Below are 22,231 nucleotides of genomic sequence, written 5' to 3'. Positions count from 1 at the left end.
ATTAGCCAATGCCAAAAATCATAATAATATCTTAATTAAACAACTTTTATTTAGTTAAAAATTAAATTATTGTTCAGGTCAAGTTAATATAATGTGAAATCCCACTATAACGTTGTAGTTCTGTGATTAGGCATATTTTTGGTCTGTTTTTTGGTCCTCAATTTGATGGATTAAACTATTGTTTTAGGATTCATTTTTTAGTCTAAATCTTTTGTTTTGAGTTTGTTATAGTCTGGGTGTGTTCTTTAGGTTTTAGTGGGTAGGGTGGTTTTAAGAGTTTTAATTGATTTCTTGTTGAAATGTTAATTTTTTGGATTTTCTTAAATATGGAAATTGTAGTTAAAATTGACTTGTAATATTAGATTTTTAGTGTTTTTTCTATCAGAAGATGGCTTTTTGAGCTATTTGGTGTTTAGAACGTAGCATTCAAGCTAAGGTGTACCTTAGTGTTTGAAAACTCAAAGTTAGCGTCGCTATTTTTTCCGTTAGCGAAGATTATTCTGAATAAACCAGTTTTTGTATTTAGGCCTAATCCAAATCCAAAGCTGGTTAGATTATCGGATATGTTGTTGGTTTCGTCTTCGAAGTAGGAGTAGTCAGTAATTGTGTGTATGTATATGTTATTTGATAAGATATATCGATACTCAGTTGAAAAAACATTGAATAATGAGGCATTGATGCTGTTTTCTTCAAAACCTCTAACAGAATTAATTCCACCAAATCTATAAAGCTCATTAAAAAAAAGATCTTCAGAAAAAATTGCAGCCGAACTATTTTTAATAAAAATGTTATTTCTAGTGTTTAACTTGAATATGTGTTCTATGTTGATAGTTCCTTTTATTTGATTAGTCTTCAATGCATCAGTATTTCGTGTCCCGTATTCTATTTCTAAGAGGTAATTGTTTTTTATTGGAAATAATATGTTGTTTTGTCTTTTTGTATGGTTGAAGCTTATTCCGAAAAAATTAGCGGAATAGTTTTCTATGTTTAAACTTGGTAGTGGTTCATCTAGAAGATTGTCTGAAGAAATTGATTTGTATCCTAAGGCAATATTATTTTTGTCATTTATTAAATAGTTAAGCTTTAGTTTTTGTTCGGTAATCAAAAAACTAGAGTCTTTTTTGAAAATGTCGAGACCTGCTTCAATACCAATAGGGGATTTGAAAACATAAGGTAGGAATAAATTGGCTTGGAATCTTTGTTGTTCATTTCCGTCACTCTTATATATTAGATTTAATCTTTCTCCAAAATTAAGATTGTTTATCAAATTTAAATTTAGATATCCATTTAATTCAAGGTTGTTGGATTCGGAGTCGTTCGAAAACCCAAGGAAGCCATCAAAGCTATTAGCCGATTTCTTTTCTAGATATAGATAGATTTTGGTGGAATCTTTTTCAAATAATATTTCAGGAGGTTTTATGTTCTTGCTGAAACCGAGATTGTCGATTGCTTGTGATTTTTTTAAAACATCACTTTTGTTAAAAACGCTTCCCTTTCTTATTTTACTATTATACTTTAAAAATGAATTTGGAAATTTGGTATAACCTTTTATAATGATATCATCGATTTTTCTTTCAACTCCTTTTTTGCTTATAAGTTTAGCAAAGACCTTTTGTTCTTTTTTTTTGATTTCGGTTAAGGAAAGGTTGGTAAATGTGTTTCCTTGGTTTACCAGGTAATTGGTTAAGTGTTGTAGGGTGTTTTCTGTTTTTTCAATGGGGATGATAAATTCTGTAGTGGAGGGGTTTTTAGAGATCTCTTCTATTATTTTTAAGGGTAATGTTTCATTGTCATATTTTATAATAAGTTCGGTGTATTTTTGGTTAAGTTTAAAATTACTTAGAAATGTAGTGTCTGAGGTTTTTGTGATGCTTCGCCATTCTGCGTCAAGGTAACCTGTTTTTAATAGTTTTTTGTGTAGGTTGCTCGTTTCTGTTCTTAAATCAATATAATTGTCGAATGTTTTCTTGTAAGAAATGCTATCAATCTTTGCTGTTTCGATAGAATCTTTTCCTTTTACTTGAAGGGTAATCGACGAATTTTGTCCATTACAAAAAGAATGTATACATATATTAAGGACGAAGATGTAAAAATATAAGGTTCTCAAACTGCAATTTAATACTGCTAAAATAACGGAAAATACAGGTATTTCTTACGGTTTAATCCTATCATTTTAAATGTGTTTGAAAATTAATGCATTAGGATTTGAATTGCTGAAAAATATTTCTACCTTTGCAGCCCTCTATAAAGAGGTAATTTAAAATTATTTTAATAATAGTGTAAAGCAAATTATGCCAACAATTTCACAATTAGTAAGAAAAGGTAGAGCCAAAATAACTAAGAAGAGTAAATCGGCTGCTTTGGATTCGTGCCCGCAACGTCGCGGTGTTTGTACGCGTGTTTATACTACTACACCAAAAAAACCAAATTCAGCAATGAGAAAAGTTGCTCGTGTTAGGTTGACTAATGGTAAGGAAGTGAACGCATACATCGGAGGTGAGGGTCACAATCTACAGGAGCACTCGATAGTATTAGTTAGAGGTGGAAGGGTAAAAGATTTACCAGGAGTTAGATATCACATTGTTCGTGGAGCTTTAGACACCGCTGGTGTTGAAGGTAGAACGCAACGTAGATCTAAATATGGTGCAAAACGCCCTAAAAAGTAATTAAAAAACTTTAAGAAGAAGACATGAGAAAAAGAAAGGCTAAAAAAAGACCTATTTTACCTGATCCACGTTTTAATGATCAATTAGTGACTCGTTTTGTTAATATGATGATGTGGGATGGTAAGAAATCGGTTGCTTTCAAGATTTTCTATGATGCGATTGATATCGTAGAAGAGAAAAAACAAAACGAAGAAAAAACAGCTTTGGAAATGTGGAAAGATGCGTTATCAAACGTAATGCCACATGTAGAAGTAAGAAGTCGTCGTGTTGGAGGAGCTACTTTCCAAATTCCTAATCCAATCAGACCGGACAGAAAGATATCAACTGCGATGAAATGGTTGATTCAGTTTGCTCGTAAGAGAAATGAAAAGTCTATGGCACAGAAACTTGCTGCAGAGATTATTGCTGCAGAAAAAGAAGAAGGTGCTGCGGTTAAGAAAAGAGTAGATACCCATAAGATGGCTGAAGCAAATAAAGCATTCTCACACTTTAGATTTTAATCACGAACAGAAATGGCTAGAGATTTAAAATATACAAGAAATATTGGTATTGCTGCACATATTGATGCAGGAAAAACTACAACTACAGAGCGTATCTTATATTACACAGGTGTAAGTCATAAGATCGGTGAGGTGCACGACGGTGCTGCTACTATGGACTGGATGGAGCAAGAGCAAGAAAGAGGTATTACAATTACTTCTGCTGCTACCACTTGTGAGTGGAAGTTTCCGACAGAAAATGGTCAGGCTGTTGCAGATACAAAAGGATATCATTTTAATATTATCGATACTCCTGGACACGTTGATTTTACGGTAGAGGTTAACCGTTCTTTACGTGTTCTTGATGGGTTGGTGTTTTTATTTAGTGCGGTTGATGGTGTTGAGCCTCAATCAGAAACTAACTGGAGACTTGCAGATAACTATAAAGTACCGCGTATCGGATTTGTAAATAAAATGGATCGTCAAGGGTCTAATTTTATGGCAGTGTGTCAACAAGTAAAAGATATGTTAGGTTCTAATGCAGTTCCTATTGTAATGAATATTGGTGATGAAGCTGATTTCAAAGGAATTGTGGATTTAGTTAAGAACCGCGCTATCGTGTGGCATGATGAAACACAAGGATCTACTTTTGATGTAATTGATATTCCAGAAGAATTAAAAGAAGAAGCGGCAGAGTTAAGAGGAAAACTTATAGAAGAAGTTGCTGCTTACGATGAGGAGCTTCTTGAGAAGTTCATGGAAGATGAAGATTCAATTACAGAAGAAGAAGTTCACGCTGCTTTAAGAGCTGCGGTAATGGATATGTCTATCATACCGATGATTTGTGGTTCTGCTTTCAAGAATAAAGGAGTTCAATTTTTATTAGATGCAGTATGTCGTTACTTACCTTCTCCAACAGATAAGGAAGGTATTGTAGGTGTTAATCCAAATACTGATCAAGAAGAAATACGTAAGCCAGATGTTAAGGAGCCGTTTGCTGCATTAGCATTTAAGATTGCTACAGATCCTTTCGTAGGTCGCTTAGCATTCTTCCGTGCATATTCAGGGCGTTTAGATGCTGGTTCTTATATCTTGAACAATCGTTCGGGTAAAAAAGAGCGTATTTCTCGTATCTATCAAATGCATTCTAATAAGCAAAATGCGATAGAATATATTGAAGCTGGAGATATTGGAGCTGCAGTAGGTTTTAAAGATATCAAAACGGGTGATACGATGTCGGATGAGAAAAATCCTATCGTTTTAGAATCTATGGATTTCCCTGATCCTGTAATTGGTATTGCTGTTGAGCCAAAAACTAAAGCTGATGTTGATAAGTTAGGTTTGGCGTTAGCTAAGTTGGCAGAAGAAGATCCAACATTTACAGTAAGAACAGATGAGGCTTCAGGACAGACAATTATTTCTGGAATGGGAGAGCTTCATTTAGATATTATCGTTGACCGTTTGAAAAGAGAATTCAAAGTAGAGGTTAATCAAGGTCAGCCACAAGTAGAGTACAAAGAGGCTATTACCGCTAGAGCCGAACACAGAGAGGTTTATAAGAAGCAGTCTGGTGGGCGTGGTAAGTTTGCGGATATTGTATTTACATTAGAGCCAGCAGAAGAAGGAAAAGTAGGGTTAGAGTTTATTTCCGAGATTAAAGGAGGTAACGTTCCTAAGGAATTTGTTCCTTCTGTAGAGAAAGGATTTAAAATGGCAATGCAAAATGGGCCGCTTGCGGGTTATGAAGTAGATGCTATGAAAGTTACACTTACGGACGGTTCTTATCACGATGTGGATTCTGATCAATTATCATTCGAATTGGCTGCTAAGCTTGGTTTTAAAGCAGCGGCAAAAGCAGCTAAAGCTGTGGTGATGGAACCTATCATGAAACTAGAGGTTATTACACCAGAGGAAAACATGGGTGATATCGTAGGTGATTTGAATAGACGTAGAGGTCAGGTAAGTGATATGGGTGATAGAGCGGGCGCTAAAACGGTTAAAGCTACAGTGCCTCTTTCTGAAATGTTTGGATATGTAACAACATTAAGAACTTTATCATCTGGTAGAGCGACATCTACAATGGAATTTTCTCACTATGCTGAGACTCCTTCAAATATATCGGAAGAAGTGATTGCAGCAGCAAAAGGAGTTAACGCTTAATTTTACAGAAATGAGTCAAAAAATTAGAATAAAATTAAAATCTTACGATCATAATTTAGTAGATAAGTCTGCTGAAAAGATTGTTAAGACTGTTAAGAGTACTGGAGCTGTGGTGACTGGACCAATTCCATTACCAACACATAAAAAGATCTTTACTGTTTTAAGATCTCCACACGTAAATAAGAAGTCAAGAGAGCAATTTCAATTAAGTTCTTATAAAAGACTTTTAGATATCTATAGTTCTTCTTCAAAAACGATCGATGCGTTAATGAAGTTAGAATTACCTAGTGGAGTCGAAGTGGAAATCAAAGTTTGATAAAACTTCCAGTAAGAAAGTCTTACATGAAATGTCCCAAGCTGCGTGCGAGGGAAAAACGGCAAAAATACATTCAGGGTTGAAGTATTTTGACCCTGTTTTTTTGCGAAATTTTAAATAAGTATACTAATTAATAATTAATAAATATGTCTGGGTTAATAGGAAAAAAGATCGGTATGACCAGCATCTTCGACGAGAATGGGAAAAACATTCCATGTACTGTGATCGAAGCTGGGCCATGCGTGGTTACCCAAGTCAGAACTGAAGAAGTGGATGGTTATGAGGCTATTCAATTAGGTTTCGATGACAAAGCAGACAAAAATGCTACGAAAGCGGCTTTAGGTCACTTTAAAAAAGCAGGAACTGTTGCTAAGCGCGAAGTTGTGGAATTCCAAGGTTTTGATGAGGAGTACAAGTTAGGTGATACAATCACTGTAGAGCACTTCGTAGAAGGAGAGTTCGTGGATGTAACAGGAACTTCTAAAGGAAAAGGTTTCCAAGGAGTTGTAAAGAGACACGGTTTTGGTGGTGTTGGACAAGCAACACATGGTCAGCATAACCGTTTAAGAGCTCCTGGTTCAATCGGAGCTGCATCGTATCCTGCAAGAGTGTTTAAAGGAATGCGTATGGCAGGAAGAATGGGTGGAGATAAAGTAAAGGTTCAAAACTTGAAAGTGTTAAAAGTAGTAGCTGAAAAGAATCTACTAGTTGTGAAAGGTTGTGTGCCTGGACATAAAAACGCTTACGTAACTATTCAGAAGTAATGAAGGTAGCAGTAATTGATATTAACGGAAAAGAAACAGGTAGAAAGGTAGATCTTTCTGATGCTGTTTTTGGTATAGAGCCTAATGATCACGCTGTTTATTTAGATGTTAAGCAGTACTTGGCGAATCAACGTCAAGGAACGCATAAAGCTAAAGAACGTGCTGAGATCGCAGGTAGTACAAGAAAAATTAAGAAACAAAAAGGAACCGGTACGGCGAGAGCAGGTAGTATTAAGTCTCCAATTTTCAAAGGTGGAGGTAGAATATTCGGACCTAGACCACGTAATTATTCTTTTAAATTAAATAAGAATTTAAAAAGATTAGCACGTAAATCTGCGCTAAGTATAAAGGCAAATGACAAGGCAATTACAGTGGTAGAGGACTTCACTTTTGATACAATTAAAACAAAGAATTTTACTGCAGTTTTAAAGTCGTTAGGGCTGGAGGATAAAAAATCTTTATTTGTGTTGGGAGAGTCAAATAAAAATGTATATTTGTCGTCACGTAATTTAAAAAGCTCTGAAGTTGTAACTTACTCAGAATTAAGTACTTATAAAATACTTAATGCTAAGAATGTTGTTCTTTTAGAGGGTTCTTTGAAAGGAATTGAAACGAATTTAAGTAAATAGAAGCCATGAGTATCTTAATAAAACCTATTATTACGGAAAAGGCTACTGCAGATAGTGAGGTTTATAATCGCTATGGATTTGTGGTAGATAGAAATGCGAATAAGGTAGAGATTAAAAAAGCAGTAGAAGCTGTTTATGGAGTATCTGTTACTAAAGTTCGAACTATTAATGTCCGTCCAGATCGTAAAACTCGTTATACAAAAACGGGAATGATCACTGGTAAAACAAAAGCTATTAAAAAAGCTATTGTACAGGTGGCGGAAGGTGATGTAATTGATTTATATAGTAATCTTTAAGACTAAAAAATGTCAGTAAGAAAATTGAAACCAATTACCCCAGGTCAGCGTTTTAGAGTAGTTAATGGGTTTGATGCCATTACTACTGATAAGCCGGAGAAAAGTTTATTAGCTCCGAAAAAAAGATCAGGCGGTAGAAACAATCAAGGAAAAATGACCATGCGCTACAAAGGTGGAGGTCATAAGAAAAGGTATCGTATTATCGATTTTAAAAGAGACAAGCAAGGAATTCCTGCTACTGTTGCTACTATCGAATATGATCCAAACAGAACTGCTTTTATAGCGCTTTTAAACTACCAAGATGGTGAGAAGCGTTATATTATCGCTCAGAATGGGCTGCAAGTGGGTCAGAACGTAGTTTCTGGTAATAATGTTGCTCCAGAAATTGGAAACGCAATGCCACTTAGCGATATCCCTCTAGGTACTATTATTTCTTGTATAGAATTAAGGCCAGGTCAAGGTGCTGTAATGGCGCGTAGTGCTGGTTCTTTTGCTCAGCTTATGGCGAGAGATGGTAAGTTTGCTACAGTAAAATTACCTTCTGGCGAAGTGAGAATGGTGTTAGTAAATTGTATGGCTACTGTCGGAGCAATTTCTAACAGTGATCACCAATTAGTTGTTGGTGGTAAAGCGGGTAGAGGAAGATGGTTAGGTCGTCGTCCTAGAACTAGACCAGTAGCAATGAACCCTGTTGATCATCCAATGGGTGGTGGTGAAGGACGCTCTTCTGGAGGTCACCCACGTTCTAGAAAAGGTCTTCCTGCTAAAGGATTTAGAACCCGTTCTAAGACAAAAGCGAGTAATAAGTATATTGTAGAACGTAGAAAGAAATAATAAGATATGGCACGTTCATTAAAAAAAGGACCTTACATTCACTACAAGTTAGAGAAGAAAGTTGCAGCGAATGTTGAGGCTAATAAGAAAACTGTTATCAAGACTTGGTCAAGAGCTTCTATGATTTCTCCTGATTTTGTTGGTCAGACGATCGCAGTTCACAATGGTCGCCAGTTTGTTCCTGTGTACATTACAGAAAATATGGTAGGTCATAAATTAGGAGAGTTTTCGCCAACACGTTCTTTCAGAGGGCACGCTGGTGCTAAAAATAAAGGTAAAAAATAATTTAAGCTATGGGAGTTCGTAAAAGAGAAATGGCAGAAAGAATTAAGGAAGAGAAAAAGCAGATTGCTTTTGCTAAACTTAATAACTGTCCTACGTCACCTCGCAAAATGCGTTTAGTAGCAGATTTAGTTCGTGGTGAAAAGGTAGAAAGAGCGCTTCATATTCTTAGATTTAGTCAAAAAGAAGCTGCACGTCGTTTAGAAAAGTTATTGCTTTCTGCAATAGCAAACTGGCAAGCAAAAAATGAAGACGCAAGCATTGAAGATGCTGATCTTTTCGTAAAAGAGATTCGTGTAGATGGTGGAAGTATGTTAAAAAGATTACGTCCAGCACCGCAGGGTCGTGCACACAGAATAAGAAAACGCTCTAATCACGTTACAATCGTGGTTGCGGCAAAAAATAATACACAAAGCTAATATAAATAGTATGGGACAGAAGACAAATCCAATCGGAAATCGCCTTGGTATCATTAGAGGATGGGAATCCAACTGGTATGGAGGTAATGACTACGGTGATAAATTAGCCGAAGACGATAAGATTAGAAAGTACGTACACGCACGTTTATCTAAAGCTAGTGTATCTAGAGTAATTATTGAGCGTACGCTTAAACTTGTAACCGTTACTATCACTACTGCTAGACCTGGGATTATTATCGGAAAAGGTGGCCAAGAGGTAGACAAGTTAAAAGAAGAGCTTAAGAAGATTACAGATAAGGAAGTTCAGATTAATATTTTTGAAATCAAGAGACCAGAGCTTGATGCGTTTTTAGTAGGATCTAGTGTTGCTAGACAGATAGAGAGTCGTATCTCTTATCGTAGAGCAATAAAGATGGCTATTGCGGCTGCAATGAGAATGAATGCTGAAGGTATCAAAATTCAAATTTCAGGAAGATTAAATGGTGCTGAAATGGCGCGTTCAGAGTCTTATAAAGACGGAAGAATTCCTTTATCAACATTTAGAGCTGACATAGATTATGCTTTGGTAGAAGCGCACACTACTTATGGTAGATTGGGTGTAAAAGTATGGATTATGAAAGGCGAAGTATATGGTAAGAGAGAGCTTTCTCCTTTAGTAGGTCTTTCTAAGAAACAAGGAAAAGGAGGCGACAGAGGAGCCGGACGAGGTGGAAATAATAAATCACGTCGTAGAAAGTAATTTTTTAAAGTAAATTAACAATGTTACAGCCTAAAAGAACAAAATTCCGTAAGCAGCAAAAAGGACGTATGAAAGGTCTTTCTCAAAGAGGTCATACGCTTTCAAATGGAACTTTCGGAATCAAAGCATTAGATTCAAGTTTTGTAACCGCTAGACAAATAGAAGCAGCTCGTATTTCTGCTACTCGTTATATGAAAAGAGAAGGTTCTCTGTGGATTAAAATTTTCCCAGACAAGCCTATTACAAAGAAACCTCTTGAAGTACGTATGGGTAAAGGAAAAGGTGCTGTAGAATATTGGGCAGCAGTTGTAAAACCAGGAAGAATCTTGTTTGAGATAAGTGGTGTTCCTCATGATGTGGCTAAAGAGGCGTTACGCTTAGCCGCTCAGAAATTACCAGTTAAAACTAAGTTTATCGTAGCTAGAGATTATCAAGCTTAATAATTGAAGATTATGAAACAATCACAAGTAAAAGAATCGTCGACAGCTGAATTACAAGAGGAACTTGGAAAATATCGAAAAGAATATTCAGATTTAAAAATGGCTCATGCTATGTCTCCATTAGAAAATCCTTTACAAATCCGTAAAGTTAGAAGATCTATTGCGAGAATGGAAACAGAGCTTACTAAAAGAGAATTAAACGGTTAATTCTGCTGAAAGATGGAAAAAAGAAACTTAAGAAAAGAACGTATAGGTGTAGTTACTAGTAACAAAATGCAGAAGTCAATTGTGGTTTCTGAGGTTAAAAAAGTGAAACACCCGATGTACGGAAAGTTCGTGTTAAAGACAAAGAAATATGTTGCGCACGACGAGAAAAATGACTGCAATATTGGTGATACCGTAAAGATCATGGAAACAAGACCTATGAGTAGAACCAAATGCTGGAGATTAGTAGAAGTAATTGAAAGAGCTAAGTAATTATGGTACAACAAGAGTCTAGATTAAAAGTAGCAGACAACACAGGTGGTAAAGAAGTTTTAGTTATCCGTGTTTTAGGTGGTACAAAAAGAAGATACGCCTCTGTAGGAGACAAGATCGTTGTCAGTGTTAAAGAAGCAACTCCAAATGGAAATATCAAAAAAGGAGCGGTTTCAACTGCAGTTGTAGTTCGTACCAAAAAAGAAGTGCGCAGACCAGATGGTTCTTATATTCGTTTCGATGATAATGCATGTGTTCTTTTGAACCCTGCTGGAGAAATGAGAGGAACACGTGTGTTTGGTCCTGTAGCGAGAGAACTTCGTGACAAGCAGTTTATGAAGATTGTATCACTAGCGCCAGAAGTGCTTTAATAGTATTGCAGACATGACAAAACTAAAAATTAAATCAGGAGATACAGTAAAGGTTATTGCTGGAGACAATAAAGGTCAGCAAGGAACTGTACAAAAGGTATTGAAAGATAAGAACAAGGCAATTGTTGAAGGTGTAAACCTTGTTTCAAAACACAAAAAGCCTAGTGCTGCTAATCCACAAGGTGGTATAGTAAAGCAAGAAGCACCAATTCATATTTCCAATTTATCATTGTTAACATCTAATGGTGAGACTACAAGAGTTGGATATAGAATGGAAGGAGATAAGAAAGTGAGATTTTCTAAAAAATCTAATGAAGTAATATAGTTATGGCTTATATCCCAAGACTTAAACAAGAGTATAAAGACAGAATCGTGTCAGCTCTTACAGAAGAATTTAGTTACGGTAATGTAATGGAAGTACCAAAACTTAAAAAAATAGTTTTAAGTAGAGGTATTGGTGCAGCTGTAGCAGATAAAAAGTTAATCGATTACGCTGTAGATGAATTAACAACAATTACAGGGCAAAAAGCTGTAGCTACAATTTCTAAGAAGGATGTTGCTTCTTTCAAATTACGTAAAGGAATGCCAATAGGTGCTAAGGTTACGTTAAGAGGAGAAAGAATGTATGAGTTTTTAGATCGTTTGATTACTTCAGCTTTACCACGTGTAAGAGATTTTAATGGTATTAAAGCAACTGGTTTTGATGGTAGAGGTAATTACTCTTTAGGGATTACTGAGCAGATCATTTTCCCGGAGATTGATATTGATAAGGTGAATAAAATTTCAGGAATGAATATCACTTTCGAAACTTCTGCGAATACTGATAAAGAAGCAAAATCATTGTTAACTGAACTAGGTTTACCTTTTAAAAAGAATTAATTATGGCTAAAGAATCAATGAAAGCCCGTGAGGTGAAGAGAGCTAAAACGGTTGCTAAATATGCTGAAAAGCGTAAGGCTTTAAAAGAAGCTGGAGATTATGAAGCATTACAAAAATTACCGAAAAACGCTTCGCCAATCCGTATGCACAATCGTTGTAAGTTAACAGGAAGACCAAAAGGATATATGCGTCAGTTTGGAATTTCTCGTGTTACTTTCCGAGAAATGGCAAATAAGGGATTAATTCCAGGTGTAACTAAAGCTAGTTGGTAATAACAAAAAATTAATTGGTCTAAGGTTCGGTTAAGAAATAATTGAAAACCAAGATCATAAATATCAAATAATGAATACAGATCCTATTGCAGATTATTTAACTAGAATTCGTAATGCAAATAGCGCTCAACATAGAGTAGTTGAGATTCCTGCATCGAAAGTTAAAAAAGAGATTACTAAGATATTATTCGATCAAGGGTATATCTTAAGTTATAAATTTGAGGATAATACAACACAAGGTAGTATTAAGATTGCTCTTAAATACGATAAGTTAACAAAAGAGCCTGTGATTAAAGAATTACAAAGAATCAGTAAGCCTGGTTTACGTAAATACGCAGGATCTAAAGAAATACCAAGAATTCTTAATGGATTAGGTATTGCGATTGTTTCTACTTCTCACGGTGTAATGACTGGTAAGCAAGCTAAGCGAGAGAATGTAGGTGGAGAAGTACTTTGTTACGTATACTAACAGTAAAAAAAGACAAAAGAAATGTCAAGAATAGGAAAAAATCCAGTAACTATTCCGTCTGGTGTCACTGTAGAGGTGACAGGTAATGTTGTTACTGTTAAAGGAAAATTAGGAGAGCTTTCACAGGAGATCGATAGTATCGATGTGAAAGTAGAAGAAGGTCAGGTTGTTCTAGAAAGACCTAGTGATGCTAAAGATCATAGAGCGAAGCACGGATTATACAGAGCTTTAATCAACAATATGGTACAGGGTGTTTCAGAAGGTTTTACTAAAGAGTTAGAATTGGTAGGGGTAGGATATAGAGCTTCTAATCAAGGACAGAAATTAGATTTGGCTTTAGGTTTTTCTCATAACATCGTTATAGATGTTGCACCAGAGGTAAAAATCGAAACTATATCTGAAAAAGGTAAAAACCCGATCGTAAAATTAACTTCTCATGACAAGCAATTGGTTGGTCAGGTAGCCGCTAAGATTAGAGGATTCCGTAAGCCAGAACCTTACAAAGGAAAAGGAGTTAAGTTCGTAGGAGAGCAATTAAGAAGAAAAGCAGGTAAATCTGCATAATAACGAAGTTATGGCATTCTCAAAAGATTTAAGAAGATTAAAAATCAGAAAGCGAATCCGCGGAACAGTAAGCGGAACAGAACAACGTCCTAGATTATCTGTTTTTAGAAGTAATAAAGAGATCTATGCACAGATCATAGATGATGTAACTGGTAAGACTATTAGTGCTGCTTCTTCAAGAGATAAAGATATAGCAGCTGCATCAGGAAGCAAAGCAGAAAAAGCTGGCTTAGTTGGTAAAGCTCTAGCAGAAAAAGCTATGAAAGCAGGTGTAGAAACCGTATCTTTTGATAGAGGTGGATATTTGTACCATGGAAGAGTTAAATCATTAGCTGAAGGAGCTAGAGAAGGAGGACTTAAATTCTAAGAAATTATGTATCAAAAATATAAAAACGCAGAATTAGTAAAACCAAGTGGACTTGAATTAAAGGATCGTTTAGTTGGTGTACAACGTGTTACTAAGGTAACAAAAGGAGGTAGAGCATTTGGATTCTCTGCTATCGTTGTTGTAGGAGACGAAAACGGTGTTGTAGGTCATGGTTTAGGTAAGTCTAAAGAAGTTGCTGAAGCTATTGCCAAAGCAGTAGAAGATGCTAAGAAGAATCTAGTACGTATACCATTAAATAAAGGAACTTTACCTCACGAACAAAAAGGTAAGTACGGTGGAGCAAGAGTATTATTAATGCCTGCTGCAACGGGTACAGGAGTTATTGCCGGTGGAGCGATCCGTGCGGTATTAGAATCTGTTGGTGTGCATGATGTACTTTCTAAAAATCAAGGATCATCTAACCCTCATAATGTGGTGAAAGCAACTTTCGATGCTTTGTTACAAATGAGAAGTGCAGAACAAGTTGCTAAGCAACGAGGTGTTTCACTTGAAAAAGTATTTAAAGGATAATAAATTAGGAACGATGGCAAAGATTAAAATTACTAAAGTAAAAAGCGCGATAAACCGTACTCAGAGACAGAAAAGAACTCTAGAGGCTTTAGGTCTTAAAAAGATCGGTCAGGTTGTTGAGCACGATGACACTCCTAATATCCTAGGGATGGTAAATAAAGTTAAACATTTAGTTTCAGTAGAAACAAAATAATATAAGCACATGGATTTAAGTAACTTAAAACCTGCTGCAGGTTCAGTAAAAAATAACAGCAAGCGATTAGGTCGTGGTCAAGGTTCTGGAAAAGGTGGAACAGCTGCTCGTGGTCACAAGGGAGCAAAGTCTCGTTCTGGTTACTCTAGAAAGATTGGTTTCGAAGGTGGGCAAATGCCTCTTCAAAGACGTGTGCCTAAGTTTGGTTTTACTAATATTAATAGAAAAGAATATCAGGGAATCAATTTAGATACACTTCAGAAGCTAGTTGACGCTGGTAAAATAACTGATACTGTAGATCTAGACGTGATATTGGAAACACGTTTAGCGGGGAAAAATGATTTGGTTAAGATACTGGGAAGAGGTGAGCTGAAAGCAAAATTAAAGGTTTCAGCACATAAATTTACAGCCACTGCAAAAGCTGCAATTGAAGCAGCAGGTGGTGAAGCGGTAACCTTATAAAAGATATTTCATGAAATTTATTGATACAATAAAAAACGTTTGGAAAATCGAAGAGCTGAAAAATAGAATTCTAGTGACATTAGGATTGCTTTTAGTATATCGATTTGGAGCACAAGTCGTGCTTCCTGGAGTAGATGGAGGTGAGTTAGCTAGTTTAGGGGCTCAAACAGAAAATGGATTACTTGGTTTATTTAATGCGTTTACTGGTGGGGCATTCGCTAATGCCTCTGTGTTTGCTCTTGGGATTATGCCATATATATCGGCTTCAATTGTTGTGCAACTCATGGGTATAGCCATTCCGTACTTGCAGAAGTTGCAAAAAGAGGGGGAGAGTGGAAGGAAAAAAATTAATCAGATCACTAGATGGTTAACAATTGCGATAACTTTAATACAAGGACCAGGTTATATTTACAATTTGTTTGCCACTCTTCCGGCTACTGCTTTTAGCACCGAAATTAGTCAAACTGTTTTCGTTGTATCGTCTGTTATAATTCTTACAACTGGTTGTATTTTTGCGATGTGGTTGGGAGAAAAGATTACCGATAAGGGTATCGGTAATGGAATATCCTTATTGATTATGGTTGGTATTATTGCTACACTTCCTCAATCATTTGTTCAGAATTTTGTTTCTAGAACTTCTGGAGAAGGAGGTGATGTGATTATGGTATTGATTGAATTAGTAATTTGGTTTGTTATTATTTTAGCTTCCGTGCTATTAGTGATGGCTGTTCGTCAAATACCGGTGCAATATGCCAGAAGAACTGCAAGTGGGGGATATGAGAAAAATGTATTTGGTTCTCGTCAATACATACCCTTGAAACTTAATGCCTCGGGGGTGATGCCGATTATATTTGCACAAGCTATTATGTTTGTGCCTGCTGCGGTTGCGAAACTTTCGGATTCTGATTTTTCTCAGGGAATAGCAGCTGCATTCAGCGATATTTTTGGGTTTTGGTATAACGTGGTATTTGGTTTGTTAATTATAATCTTTACATATTTCTATACTGCTATTACTGTACCGACAAACAAGATGGCTGATGATTTAAAAAGAAGCGGTGGTTTTATTCCAGGAATCAGACCAGGTAGTGAAACAGCAGAGTATTTAGATAAAATAATGTCTCAGATAACATTACCAGGATCTATATTTCTAGCTTTGATTGCTGTATTCCCTGCTATTGCAGTTAAGTTATTAGGTGTTCAACAAGGATGGGCACTGTTTTTCGGAGGAACCTCATTACTAATTATGGTGGGAGTAGCAATTGATACAATGCAACAGGTTAATTCATATTTGTTAAACAGACATTATGATGGATTAATGAAAACTGGTAAAAATAGAAAAGCGGTAGCATAATGGCAAAACAACCAGCAATAGAACAAGATGGAAGTATTATAGAAGCATTGTCTAATGCAATGTTTCGTGTGGAATTAGAAAATGGTCACGTGGTGACAGCCCATATCTCTGGTAAAATGCGTATGCATTATATTAAATTACTACCAGGTGATAAAGTGAAATTGGAAATGAGTCCTTATGATTTATCAAAGGCTCGTATAACATACAGATACTAATAATTTTAAGAATATTAGTTAATTAAGATTTTTTGTTTACTTTTGCAGGCTGAAAATCTTGTTAACGAGACCTTCTGAAATGCTAATACGTATTTTCAGGATTTAAACACAAAGAGATGAAAGTTAGAGCATCAATAAAAAAGAGAAGTGCCGAGTGCAAGATTGTGCGTAGAAAAGGCCGACTTTACGTAATTAATAAAAAAAATCCTAGATTTAAACAAAGACAAGGGTAATTATGGCAAGAATTGCAGGGGTAGATATACCTAAACAAAAGCGAGGAGTTATAGCATTAACCTATATCTTCGGAATCGGTAGAAGTAGAGCTAAAGAGATATTAGCTACTGCCAAAGTAGACGAGAGTATTAAAGTTTCTGACTGGGATGATGATCAAATTGGTCGTATTCGTGAAGCTGTAGGAGCCTATACCATTGAAGGAGAATTACGTTCTGAAGTACAACTGAATATTAAGCGTCTTATGGATATTGGATGCTACAGAGGTATACGTCACAGAGCTGGTTTACCACTTAGAGGACAACGTACAAAGAACAATTCTAGAACACGTAAAGGAAGAAGAAAAACAGTTGCTAATAAGAAAAAAGCAACTAAATAATAAGTAGTATGGCAAAGTCAACTTCGAAAAAACGTAAAGTAATCGTTGAATCTATAGGAGAAGCTCATGTAACAGCATCTTTTAACAACATTATTATTTCGTTAACTAATAAAAAAGGAGACGTTATTTCTTGGTCTTCAGCTGGTAAAATGGGATTCAGAGGTTCTAAAAAGAACACACCATATGCTGCACAGTTAGCTGCAGAAGATGCTGCTAAAGTGGCTATAGAAGCTGGATTAAAGAAAGTAAAAGTTTACGTTAAAGGTCCTGGAAACGGTAGAGAGTCTGCAATACGTTCTATTCATAATTCTGGAATAGAGGTTTCAGAAATCATCGATGTAACTCCAATGCCTCATAATGGTTGTCGTCCTCCTAAAAGACGTAGAGTATAAGTAAAAGTGTCCCGAGTTCATTCGGGATCTCTTTTATTAATATATTATAAATCAAAGTAAGTCTAAGAAGAGGAAAAACAATTATCGAAGGAAAGAGACCTTAATTCATAATTACCTCTCAAAATTTAAGTAAAAATCAAATGGCAAGATATACTGGTCCAAAAACTAAAATCGCTCGTAAATTTGGTGAAGCGATCTTCGGAGACGATAAGTCGTTCGAAAAAAGAAATTATCCTCCTGGTCAACATGGAAATAACAGACGTAGAGGAAAGAAAAGTGAATATGCAATCCAATTAATGGAAAAGCAAAAAGCTAAGTATACATATGGAATATTAGAGCGTCAGTTCAGAAATATGTTCGAAAAAGCAACAAGGTCACAAGGAATTACTGGTGAGGTTTTACTTCAATTATGTGAATCTCGTCTTGATAATGTTGCTTTTAGAATGGGATTGGCAAACTCTCGTAGAGGAGCTAGACAACTAGTTTCTCATAGACACATTACTGTTAATGGAGAGTTAGTAAATATTCCTTCTTACCGTTTAAAACCTGGTGATGTAGTAGGAGTAAGAGAAAAATCAAAATCTTTAGAAGTTATTCAAAACTCATTAGCTAACAATAGCAAGGTGTATGAGTGGATTACTTTTAATAATGACACAAAAGAAGGTACTTTTGTATCTGTGCCGGCAAGAATTCAAATTCCGGAAAATATCAACGAACAATTCATCGTCGAATTATATTCGAAGTAATAAATAACTCTTAGAAGAAACAATAATATGGCAATATTAAATTTTCAGAAGCCCGATAAAGTTATCATGATCGACTCTAGTGAGTTTGATGGTAAGTTTGAATTTAGACCATTAGAACCTGGATACGGACTGACAGTTGGTAACGCTTTACGAAGAGTTTTGCTATCTTCTTTAGAGGGATTCGCTATAACTTCATTGAGAATAGAAGGAGTAGATCATGAGTTTTCTACAATTTCTGGAGTTGTAGAGGATGTAACTGAGATTATTCTAAACCTAAAACAAGTTCGTTTTAAACGTCAGATTGAAGATATAGATAATGAGTCAGTAACCATTTCTATTTCTGGTCAAGAGCAATTAACAGCTGGAGATTTTCAGAAGTTTATTTCAGGTTTTCAAGTTCTTAATCCAGACTTGGTAATCTGTAATATGGATAAGAAAGTTGCTCTTAATCTAGAGATTACTATAGAAAAAGGTAGAGGATATGTGCCTGCTGAAGAAAATAAAAAGGCAAATGCTCCTATCGGAACAATCTTTACTGATTCAATCTATACGCCAATCAAAAATGTAAAGTATAGTATCGAGAATTATCGTGTAGAACAAAAAACAGATTACGAAAAGTTAGTTTTCGAAATTGTTACAGATGGTTCTATACATCCTAAAGATGCTTTGACTGAAGCTGCTAAAATCTTGATTCACCACTTTATGTTGTTCTCTGATGAGCGTATCACGTTAGAAGCTGACGAAATTGCTCAGACTGAAACATATGATGAGGAATCATTACATATGAGACAGTTATTAAAAACTAAATTAATCGATATGGATCTTTCTGTTAGAGCATTAAATTGCTTGAAAGCGGCAGAAGTTGATACATTAGGAGATTTAGTTTCTTACAACAAAAATGATTTAATGAAGTTCCGTAATTTCGGAAAGAAATCTTTAACAGAGCTTGAAGAGCTTGTAAATGTTAAAGGTCTTAATTTCGGTATGGATCTTTCTAAATACAAATTAGATAAAGACTAACACATCATATTTTGCTCTCTGCACGAGGTGGATCGAGCAAGATGATGCTAAATTTTTAATGTCATGAGACACGGAAAAAAAGTAAACCACTTAGGAAGAAAAACTGCACATCGCAAGGCAATGCTTGCAAACATGGCTTGTTCTCTTATCGAGCATAAAAGAATAAACACTACAGTTGCAAAAGCAAAAGCTTTAAAGCAGTTTGTTGAGCCATTAGTAACTAAATCTAAAGAAGATACTACGCACAACCGTAGAATCGTATTCAGTAAATTACGTAATAAGTATGCAGTTGCTGAATTGTTTAGAGATGTAGCAGCAAAAGTTGGAGACAGACCTGGAGGATACACTAGAATTATCAAGTTAGGGAATCGTCTTGGAGATAACGCTGATATGGCAATGATAGAATTAGTGGATTACAACGAATTGTATAACGCTGGTAAGCCTGCTAAAAAGAAATCTACTCGTAGAGGTAGAAACAAAAAGGCTAGTGCTCCTGCAGCACCTGCACCAGAAGCTACTAATTCAGAAGAAGAATAAATGATTAGTATTAATCACACATAATAGAAAAGGATAAACGTTCTGTCGTTTATCCTTTTTTTTTGAATTTTTGTAAAAACTTAAATCCTAAGAAAAAGGAATCGTAATATTAAATAATTATAAAGGATGAAATATCAATCTCGAAAAAAGGCAATCGTTTTATTAGCAGATGGTACTATTTTTTATGGAAAAGCAGTTGGAAGAGAAGGAACTGCATTTGGAGAAGTTTGTTTTAATACTGGTATGACAGGATACCAAGAGATTTTTACAGATCCTTCCTATTTTGGTCAATTAATGGTAGCTACCAACGCACATATCGGTAACTATGGGACACAAAAAGAAGAGGTTGAGTCTGATTCTATTAAAATTGCAGGATTAATCGTAAAGAATTTTAGCTACGAATTTTCTCGTGATCGTGCAGATAGTTCTTTACAAGATTTTCTAGAGGAGAATAATCTTCTGGCTATATCTGATGTAGATACAAGAGCACTAGTAAGTTATATTAGAGATAATGGAGCCATGAATGCACTGATTTCTACAGAAATTGATGATATCGAGGGGTTGAAAAAAAGATTGGCAGAAGTTCCTGATATGAATGGATTAGAACTTGCATCACAAGTATCTACAAAAGAGCCTTATTATTTTGGTAATCCTGATGCTACTTATAAAATCTCTGCTTTGGATATAGGAGTTAAGAAAAATATTCTACGTAATCTTTCTGAAAGAGATGCTTATATAAAAGTTTTCCCATATAATGCTACTTTTGAAGAAATGAGCGAATGGGGACCAGATGGTTATTTCTTATCTAATGGTCCTGGAGATCCTGAACCTTTATCCCAAGCCATTGCTACGGCAAAGGAAATAATCAGTAAAGACTTGCCTTTATTCGGAATATGTTTAGGACACCAAGTTATTGCATTAGCTAATGGAATCGGTACCTATAAAATGCATAATGGACATAGAGGAATTAATCATCCGGTAAAAAACTTAATTACAGGAAAAGGAGAAATTACTTCGCAAAATCATGGTTTTGCAATCAATAGAGAAGAAACAGAGGCAAATCCAGAAATTGAAATTACTCATGTTCATCTTAATGATGATACTGTGGCAGGTATAAGAATGAAAAATAAAAATTGTTTTTCTGTACAATATCACCCAGAAGCAAGTCCAGGTCCTAATGATTCTGTTTATCTATTTGATCAGTTTATAAATAATATTAAAAACGCAAAAGTAGAGGCTTAAAAAAACATAATTTTTGCAAAACCAAAGGATAATATGTAATAAGTTGATCTATAACGTTATAGTTGATAACTTGTTGTGTTTACTGGTGTTTAAGCAATAAATTAAGAGGTTTTCTGAGGTATTTAAACTAACTCGTTTTGTATATTGCGAAGAATTAAAATTATCCAACAAAAACAAATCAAGAAATGAGTGTAATTATCAATATTCACGCCAGACAAATTTTAGATTCACGTGGTAACCCAACTGTAGAAGTTGACGTGATAACCGAAAATGGTGTATTAGGAAGAGCAGCGGTTCCATCTGGTGCATCTACAGGAGAACATGAAGCGGTAGAGCTAAGAGATGGTGGTAGTGACTATATGGGTAAAGGAGTAAAAAAAGCTGTTGAAAATGTGAATACCATAATCGCAGAAGAATTACTTGGTTTTTCAGTGTTTGATCAGAATTTATTAGATCATACAATGATCAAATTAGATGGAACTCCTAATAAATCCAAATTAGGAGCGAATGCGATCCTAGGTGTTTCTTTGGCTGCTGCAAAAGCTGCTGCTAATGAGCTGAATATGCCATTGTATAGATACGTAGGAGGAGTGAGTGCTAATACATTACCAGTTCCTATGATGAATATCATTAATGGAGGATCTCATAGTGATGCACCAATTGCTTTTCAAGAGTTTATGGTAATGCCTGTAAAAGCTGAAAACTTTACACATGCTATGCAAATGGGAACCGAGATTTTTCATAATCTAAAAAAAGTTCTTCATGATAGAGGATTAAGTACAGCTGTAGGAGATGAAGGTGGTTTTGCTCCTACTTTAGATGGTACAGAAGATGCTTTAGATTCTATAGCACTTGCAGTAGAAAAAGCTGGGTATAAGTTTGGAGATGAAGTAATGGTAGCATTAGATTGTGCAGCGGCAGAATTTTATGTAGATGGAAAGTATGATTATACTAAGTTTGAAGGAAAATCTGGAGTAGTTAGAACTAGCGAAGAGCAAGCTGATTATTTAGCTTCCTTAACTGAAAAATATCCTATTATCTCTATTGAAGATGGTATGGACGAGAATGACTGGGATGGATGGAAATATTTGACAGAAAAAGTTGGTGATAAGGTTCAGTTAGTTGGAGATGATTTGTTTGTGACAAATGTAGAACGTTTGTCTAGAGGAATCGAGAATGGTATCGCGAATTCAATTTTGATAAAAGTGAATCAAATTGGTACACTTACTGAAACTATTGCAGCAGTAAATATGGCACATAATGCAGGGTACACTTCTGTGATGTCACATAGATCAGGAGAAACTGAGGATAATACCATAGCTGATTTAGCAGTTGCTTTAAATACTGGACAGATAAAAACAGGTTCAGCATCTAGAAGTGATAGAATGGCTAAATACAATCAATTACTTCGAATAGAAGAAGAATTGGGTATGGTAGCGTATTATCCAAAAGAAAAAGCATTTAAAGTCAAAAAATAAATGTATCAAAGAGCTCACCTTAATGGTGAGC

General features: G+C 35.5%; 35 protein-coding genes. 34 read left to right on the top strand and 1 reads right to left on the bottom strand.

Annotated features, from left to right (window positions below):
* Positions 1–412: 412 nt before the first annotated feature.
* Complete coding sequence (locus Q1A73_RS18285; RefSeq protein ID WP_299608404.1) at positions 413–2,107, bottom strand: BamA/TamA family outer membrane protein; 1,695 nt, start codon at positions 2,105–2,107, stop codon at positions 413–415.
* A gap of 184 nt (positions 2,108–2,291) precedes the next feature.
* Here Q1A73_RS18285 and rpsL point away from each other — a divergent pair, with 184 nt between their 5' ends.
* The 34 genes from rpsL (at position 2,292) to eno (ending at position 22,200) form a co-directional block, all read left to right on the top strand.
* The gene (rpsL, locus tag Q1A73_RS18280) at positions 2,292–2,666 is read left to right on the top strand and encodes a 30S ribosomal protein S12 (RefSeq protein ID WP_024770883.1); all 375 of its coding nucleotides are present in this window, start codon (positions 2,292–2,294) and stop codon (positions 2,664–2,666) included.
* 23 nt (positions 2,667–2,689) lie between these two features.
* The gene (rpsG, locus tag Q1A73_RS18275; RefSeq protein WP_219009333.1) at positions 2,690–3,166 is read left to right on the top strand and encodes a 30S ribosomal protein S7; all 477 of its coding nucleotides are present in this window, start codon (positions 2,690–2,692) and stop codon (positions 3,164–3,166) included.
* A gap of 12 nt (positions 3,167–3,178) precedes the next feature.
* A complete protein-coding gene (gene fusA / locus Q1A73_RS18270; protein WP_299608401.1) occupies positions 3,179–5,305 on the top strand; it encodes an elongation factor G in 2,127 nt (708 codons plus the stop codon).
* Between the two features lie 10 nt (positions 5,306–5,315).
* Positions 5,316–5,621: a 30S ribosomal protein S10 gene (rpsJ, locus tag Q1A73_RS18265; RefSeq protein ID WP_010181931.1), complete on the top strand. Its 306-nt coding sequence runs from the start codon at positions 5,316–5,318 to the stop codon at positions 5,619–5,621.
* A gap of 146 nt (positions 5,622–5,767) precedes the next feature.
* A complete protein-coding gene (rplC, locus tag Q1A73_RS18260) occupies positions 5,768–6,385 on the top strand; it encodes a 50S ribosomal protein L3 (protein ID WP_299608399.1) in 618 nt (205 codons plus the stop codon).
* Positions 6,385–7,014 carry a 50S ribosomal protein L4 gene (rplD, locus tag Q1A73_RS18255; protein WP_299608397.1) on the top strand — a complete coding sequence of 210 codons (630 nt, stop codon included), beginning with the start codon at positions 6,385–6,387 and terminating at the stop codon, positions 7,012–7,014. Before rplC ends, rplD begins: the two co-directional genes overlap by 1 nt.
* A gap of 5 nt (positions 7,015–7,019) precedes the next feature.
* Entirely contained in the window at positions 7,020–7,310 is a 291-nt protein-coding gene (gene rplW, locus Q1A73_RS18250) for a 50S ribosomal protein L23 (protein WP_299608395.1), read from the top strand.
* A gap of 9 nt (positions 7,311–7,319) precedes the next feature.
* On the top strand, positions 7,320–8,144 hold the full coding sequence (gene rplB / locus Q1A73_RS18245) for a 50S ribosomal protein L2 (RefSeq protein WP_299608393.1): 825 nt from the start codon (positions 7,320–7,322) through the stop codon (positions 8,142–8,144).
* 6 nt (positions 8,145–8,150) lie between these two features.
* On the top strand, positions 8,151–8,429 hold the full coding sequence (gene rpsS, locus Q1A73_RS18240) for a 30S ribosomal protein S19 (protein WP_027392549.1): 279 nt from the start codon (positions 8,151–8,153) through the stop codon (positions 8,427–8,429).
* An 8-nt stretch (positions 8,430–8,437) separates the two neighbouring features.
* Positions 8,438–8,845, top strand: a complete 408-nt coding sequence (gene rplV, locus Q1A73_RS18235; RefSeq protein WP_299608390.1) for a 50S ribosomal protein L22 — start codon at positions 8,438–8,440, stop codon at positions 8,843–8,845.
* Positions 8,846–8,855: 10 nt separating this feature from the next.
* Positions 8,856–9,584 (top strand): 30S ribosomal protein S3, encoded by a 729-nt coding sequence (gene rpsC / locus Q1A73_RS18230; RefSeq protein WP_027392547.1) that lies wholly within the window; start codon positions 8,856–8,858, stop codon positions 9,582–9,584.
* Between the two features lie 20 nt (positions 9,585–9,604).
* Positions 9,605–10,024, top strand: a complete 420-nt coding sequence (gene rplP, locus Q1A73_RS18225; protein WP_299608388.1) for a 50S ribosomal protein L16 — start codon at positions 9,605–9,607, stop codon at positions 10,022–10,024.
* 12 nt (positions 10,025–10,036) lie between these two features.
* Positions 10,037–10,231 carry a 50S ribosomal protein L29 gene (gene rpmC, locus Q1A73_RS18220; protein ID WP_299608386.1) on the top strand — a complete coding sequence of 65 codons (195 nt, stop codon included), beginning with the start codon at positions 10,037–10,039 and terminating at the stop codon, positions 10,229–10,231.
* Positions 10,232–10,243: 12 nt separating this feature from the next.
* Positions 10,244–10,501 (top strand): 30S ribosomal protein S17, encoded by a 258-nt coding sequence (rpsQ, locus tag Q1A73_RS18215; RefSeq protein ID WP_025741866.1) that lies wholly within the window; start codon positions 10,244–10,246, stop codon positions 10,499–10,501.
* Between the two features lie 2 nt (positions 10,502–10,503).
* Positions 10,504–10,872 (top strand): 50S ribosomal protein L14, encoded by a 369-nt coding sequence (rplN, locus tag Q1A73_RS18210; protein WP_027392543.1) that lies wholly within the window; start codon positions 10,504–10,506, stop codon positions 10,870–10,872.
* A gap of 13 nt (positions 10,873–10,885) precedes the next feature.
* On the top strand, positions 10,886–11,197 hold the full coding sequence (gene rplX, locus Q1A73_RS18205; RefSeq protein WP_219009323.1) for a 50S ribosomal protein L24: 312 nt from the start codon (positions 10,886–10,888) through the stop codon (positions 11,195–11,197).
* Positions 11,198–11,199: 2 nt separating this feature from the next.
* On the top strand, positions 11,200–11,751 hold the full coding sequence (gene rplE, locus Q1A73_RS18200; protein ID WP_219009322.1) for a 50S ribosomal protein L5: 552 nt from the start codon (positions 11,200–11,202) through the stop codon (positions 11,749–11,751).
* A 2-nt stretch (positions 11,752–11,753) separates the two neighbouring features.
* Positions 11,754–12,023 carry a 30S ribosomal protein S14 gene (rpsN, locus tag Q1A73_RS18195; protein WP_140597674.1) on the top strand — a complete coding sequence of 90 codons (270 nt, stop codon included), beginning with the start codon at positions 11,754–11,756 and terminating at the stop codon, positions 12,021–12,023.
* Positions 12,024–12,093: 70 nt separating this feature from the next.
* Positions 12,094–12,492 (top strand): 30S ribosomal protein S8, encoded by a 399-nt coding sequence (gene rpsH, locus Q1A73_RS18190; RefSeq protein ID WP_219009320.1) that lies wholly within the window; start codon positions 12,094–12,096, stop codon positions 12,490–12,492.
* Positions 12,493–12,513: 21 nt separating this feature from the next.
* Positions 12,514–13,056 (top strand): 50S ribosomal protein L6, encoded by a 543-nt coding sequence (gene rplF, locus Q1A73_RS18185; RefSeq protein ID WP_299608378.1) that lies wholly within the window; start codon positions 12,514–12,516, stop codon positions 13,054–13,056.
* A 10-nt stretch (positions 13,057–13,066) separates the two neighbouring features.
* The gene (gene rplR, locus Q1A73_RS18180; protein WP_299608376.1) at positions 13,067–13,423 is read left to right on the top strand and encodes a 50S ribosomal protein L18; all 357 of its coding nucleotides are present in this window, start codon (positions 13,067–13,069) and stop codon (positions 13,421–13,423) included.
* 6 nt (positions 13,424–13,429) lie between these two features.
* Complete coding sequence (rpsE, locus tag Q1A73_RS18175; RefSeq protein ID WP_219009317.1) at positions 13,430–13,954, top strand: 30S ribosomal protein S5; 525 nt, start codon at positions 13,430–13,432, stop codon at positions 13,952–13,954.
* 13 nt (positions 13,955–13,967) lie between these two features.
* Positions 13,968–14,147, top strand: coding sequence for a 50S ribosomal protein L30 (gene rpmD, locus Q1A73_RS18170; protein ID WP_027392536.1), 180 nt, complete (start codon positions 13,968–13,970; stop codon positions 14,145–14,147).
* 9 nt (positions 14,148–14,156) lie between these two features.
* The gene (gene rplO, locus Q1A73_RS18165; protein ID WP_219009316.1) at positions 14,157–14,609 is read left to right on the top strand and encodes a 50S ribosomal protein L15; all 453 of its coding nucleotides are present in this window, start codon (positions 14,157–14,159) and stop codon (positions 14,607–14,609) included.
* 10 nt (positions 14,610–14,619) lie between these two features.
* Entirely contained in the window at positions 14,620–15,960 is a 1,341-nt protein-coding gene (secY, locus tag Q1A73_RS18160) for a preprotein translocase subunit SecY (RefSeq protein ID WP_299608373.1), read from the top strand.
* The gene (gene infA / locus Q1A73_RS18155; protein WP_010181908.1) at positions 15,960–16,175 is read left to right on the top strand and encodes a translation initiation factor IF-1; all 216 of its coding nucleotides are present in this window, start codon (positions 15,960–15,962) and stop codon (positions 16,173–16,175) included. Before secY ends, infA begins: the two co-directional genes overlap by 1 nt.
* A gap of 116 nt (positions 16,176–16,291) precedes the next feature.
* Entirely contained in the window at positions 16,292–16,408 is a 117-nt protein-coding gene (gene ykgO, locus Q1A73_RS18150) for a type B 50S ribosomal protein L36 (protein WP_013621733.1), read from the top strand.
* Between the two features lie 2 nt (positions 16,409–16,410).
* On the top strand, positions 16,411–16,785 hold the full coding sequence (rpsM, locus tag Q1A73_RS18145) for a 30S ribosomal protein S13 (RefSeq protein ID WP_073316874.1): 375 nt from the start codon (positions 16,411–16,413) through the stop codon (positions 16,783–16,785).
* Positions 16,786–16,793: 8 nt separating this feature from the next.
* Positions 16,794–17,177: a 30S ribosomal protein S11 gene (gene rpsK, locus Q1A73_RS18140; RefSeq protein WP_299608368.1), complete on the top strand. Its 384-nt coding sequence runs from the start codon at positions 16,794–16,796 to the stop codon at positions 17,175–17,177.
* A 140-nt stretch (positions 17,178–17,317) separates the two neighbouring features.
* Positions 17,318–17,923 carry a 30S ribosomal protein S4 gene (gene rpsD / locus Q1A73_RS18135; protein ID WP_219009313.1) on the top strand — a complete coding sequence of 202 codons (606 nt, stop codon included), beginning with the start codon at positions 17,318–17,320 and terminating at the stop codon, positions 17,921–17,923.
* A 27-nt stretch (positions 17,924–17,950) separates the two neighbouring features.
* Positions 17,951–18,943: a DNA-directed RNA polymerase subunit alpha gene (locus tag Q1A73_RS18130; RefSeq protein ID WP_027392530.1), complete on the top strand. Its 993-nt coding sequence runs from the start codon at positions 17,951–17,953 to the stop codon at positions 18,941–18,943.
* 63 nt (positions 18,944–19,006) lie between these two features.
* Positions 19,007–19,480 carry a 50S ribosomal protein L17 gene (gene rplQ, locus Q1A73_RS18125; RefSeq protein ID WP_299608361.1) on the top strand — a complete coding sequence of 158 codons (474 nt, stop codon included), beginning with the start codon at positions 19,007–19,009 and terminating at the stop codon, positions 19,478–19,480.
* Positions 19,481–19,606: 126 nt separating this feature from the next.
* On the top strand, positions 19,607–20,722 hold the full coding sequence (gene carA / locus Q1A73_RS18120) for a glutamine-hydrolyzing carbamoyl-phosphate synthase small subunit (RefSeq protein ID WP_299608359.1): 1,116 nt from the start codon (positions 19,607–19,609) through the stop codon (positions 20,720–20,722).
* 185 nt (positions 20,723–20,907) lie between these two features.
* Positions 20,908–22,200 (top strand): phosphopyruvate hydratase, encoded by a 1,293-nt coding sequence (gene eno / locus Q1A73_RS18115; protein WP_299608357.1) that lies wholly within the window; start codon positions 20,908–20,910, stop codon positions 22,198–22,200.
* Positions 22,201–22,231: the final 31 nt, after the last annotated feature.

This window comes from uncultured Aquimarina sp. (genome assembly GCF_947492115.1).
GTDB lineage: Bacteria > Bacteroidota > Bacteroidia > Flavobacteriales > Flavobacteriaceae > Aquimarina.
This window is presented reverse-complemented; position numbering and strand designations above follow the sequence as displayed.

Excerpts from the sequence above, each read along its gene's own strand:
- rpsL (WP_024770883.1), top strand. The coding sequence starts at position 2,292 with ATGCCAACAATTTCACAATTAGTAAGAAAAGGTAGAGCCAAAATAACT.
- rpsG (WP_219009333.1), top strand. The coding sequence starts at position 2,690 with ATGAGAAAAAGAAAGGCTAAAAAAAGACCTATTTTACCTGATCCACGT.
- fusA (WP_299608401.1), top strand. The coding sequence starts at position 3,179 with ATGGCTAGAGATTTAAAATATACAAGAAATATTGGTATTGCTGCACAT.
- rpsJ (WP_010181931.1), top strand. The coding sequence starts at position 5,316 with ATGAGTCAAAAAATTAGAATAAAATTAAAATCTTACGATCATAATTTA.
- rplC (WP_299608399.1), top strand. The coding sequence starts at position 5,768 with ATGTCTGGGTTAATAGGAAAAAAGATCGGTATGACCAGCATCTTCGAC.
- rplD (WP_299608397.1), top strand. The coding sequence starts at position 6,385 with ATGAAGGTAGCAGTAATTGATATTAACGGAAAAGAAACAGGTAGAAAG.
- rplW (WP_299608395.1), top strand. The coding sequence starts at position 7,020 with ATGAGTATCTTAATAAAACCTATTATTACGGAAAAGGCTACTGCAGAT.
- rplB (WP_299608393.1), top strand. The coding sequence starts at position 7,320 with ATGTCAGTAAGAAAATTGAAACCAATTACCCCAGGTCAGCGTTTTAGA.
- rpsS (WP_027392549.1), top strand. The coding sequence starts at position 8,151 with ATGGCACGTTCATTAAAAAAAGGACCTTACATTCACTACAAGTTAGAG.
- rplV (WP_299608390.1), top strand. The coding sequence starts at position 8,438 with ATGGGAGTTCGTAAAAGAGAAATGGCAGAAAGAATTAAGGAAGAGAAA.
- rpsC (WP_027392547.1), top strand. The coding sequence starts at position 8,856 with ATGGGACAGAAGACAAATCCAATCGGAAATCGCCTTGGTATCATTAGA.
- rplP (WP_299608388.1), top strand. The coding sequence starts at position 9,605 with ATGTTACAGCCTAAAAGAACAAAATTCCGTAAGCAGCAAAAAGGACGT.
- rpmC (WP_299608386.1), top strand. The coding sequence starts at position 10,037 with ATGAAACAATCACAAGTAAAAGAATCGTCGACAGCTGAATTACAAGAG.
- rpsQ (WP_025741866.1), top strand. The coding sequence starts at position 10,244 with ATGGAAAAAAGAAACTTAAGAAAAGAACGTATAGGTGTAGTTACTAGT.
- rplN (WP_027392543.1), top strand. The coding sequence starts at position 10,504 with ATGGTACAACAAGAGTCTAGATTAAAAGTAGCAGACAACACAGGTGGT.
- rplX (WP_219009323.1), top strand. The coding sequence starts at position 10,886 with ATGACAAAACTAAAAATTAAATCAGGAGATACAGTAAAGGTTATTGCT.
- rplE (WP_219009322.1), top strand. The coding sequence starts at position 11,200 with ATGGCTTATATCCCAAGACTTAAACAAGAGTATAAAGACAGAATCGTG.
- rpsN (WP_140597674.1), top strand. The coding sequence starts at position 11,754 with ATGGCTAAAGAATCAATGAAAGCCCGTGAGGTGAAGAGAGCTAAAACG.
- rpsH (WP_219009320.1), top strand. The coding sequence starts at position 12,094 with ATGAATACAGATCCTATTGCAGATTATTTAACTAGAATTCGTAATGCA.
- rplF (WP_299608378.1), top strand. The coding sequence starts at position 12,514 with ATGTCAAGAATAGGAAAAAATCCAGTAACTATTCCGTCTGGTGTCACT.
- rplR (WP_299608376.1), top strand. The coding sequence starts at position 13,067 with ATGGCATTCTCAAAAGATTTAAGAAGATTAAAAATCAGAAAGCGAATC.
- rpsE (WP_219009317.1), top strand. The coding sequence starts at position 13,430 with ATGTATCAAAAATATAAAAACGCAGAATTAGTAAAACCAAGTGGACTT.
- rpmD (WP_027392536.1), top strand. The coding sequence starts at position 13,968 with ATGGCAAAGATTAAAATTACTAAAGTAAAAAGCGCGATAAACCGTACT.
- rplO (WP_219009316.1), top strand. The coding sequence starts at position 14,157 with ATGGATTTAAGTAACTTAAAACCTGCTGCAGGTTCAGTAAAAAATAAC.
- secY (WP_299608373.1), top strand. The coding sequence starts at position 14,620 with ATGAAATTTATTGATACAATAAAAAACGTTTGGAAAATCGAAGAGCTG.
- infA (WP_010181908.1), top strand. The coding sequence starts at position 15,960 with ATGGCAAAACAACCAGCAATAGAACAAGATGGAAGTATTATAGAAGCA.
- ykgO (WP_013621733.1), top strand. The coding sequence starts at position 16,292 with ATGAAAGTTAGAGCATCAATAAAAAAGAGAAGTGCCGAGTGCAAGATT.
- rpsM (WP_073316874.1), top strand. The coding sequence starts at position 16,411 with ATGGCAAGAATTGCAGGGGTAGATATACCTAAACAAAAGCGAGGAGTT.
- rpsK (WP_299608368.1), top strand. The coding sequence starts at position 16,794 with ATGGCAAAGTCAACTTCGAAAAAACGTAAAGTAATCGTTGAATCTATA.
- rpsD (WP_219009313.1), top strand. The coding sequence starts at position 17,318 with ATGGCAAGATATACTGGTCCAAAAACTAAAATCGCTCGTAAATTTGGT.
- Q1A73_RS18130 (WP_027392530.1), top strand. The coding sequence starts at position 17,951 with ATGGCAATATTAAATTTTCAGAAGCCCGATAAAGTTATCATGATCGAC.
- rplQ (WP_299608361.1), top strand. The coding sequence starts at position 19,007 with ATGAGACACGGAAAAAAAGTAAACCACTTAGGAAGAAAAACTGCACAT.
- carA (WP_299608359.1), top strand. The coding sequence starts at position 19,607 with ATGAAATATCAATCTCGAAAAAAGGCAATCGTTTTATTAGCAGATGGT.
- eno (WP_299608357.1), top strand. The coding sequence starts at position 20,908 with ATGAGTGTAATTATCAATATTCACGCCAGACAAATTTTAGATTCACGT.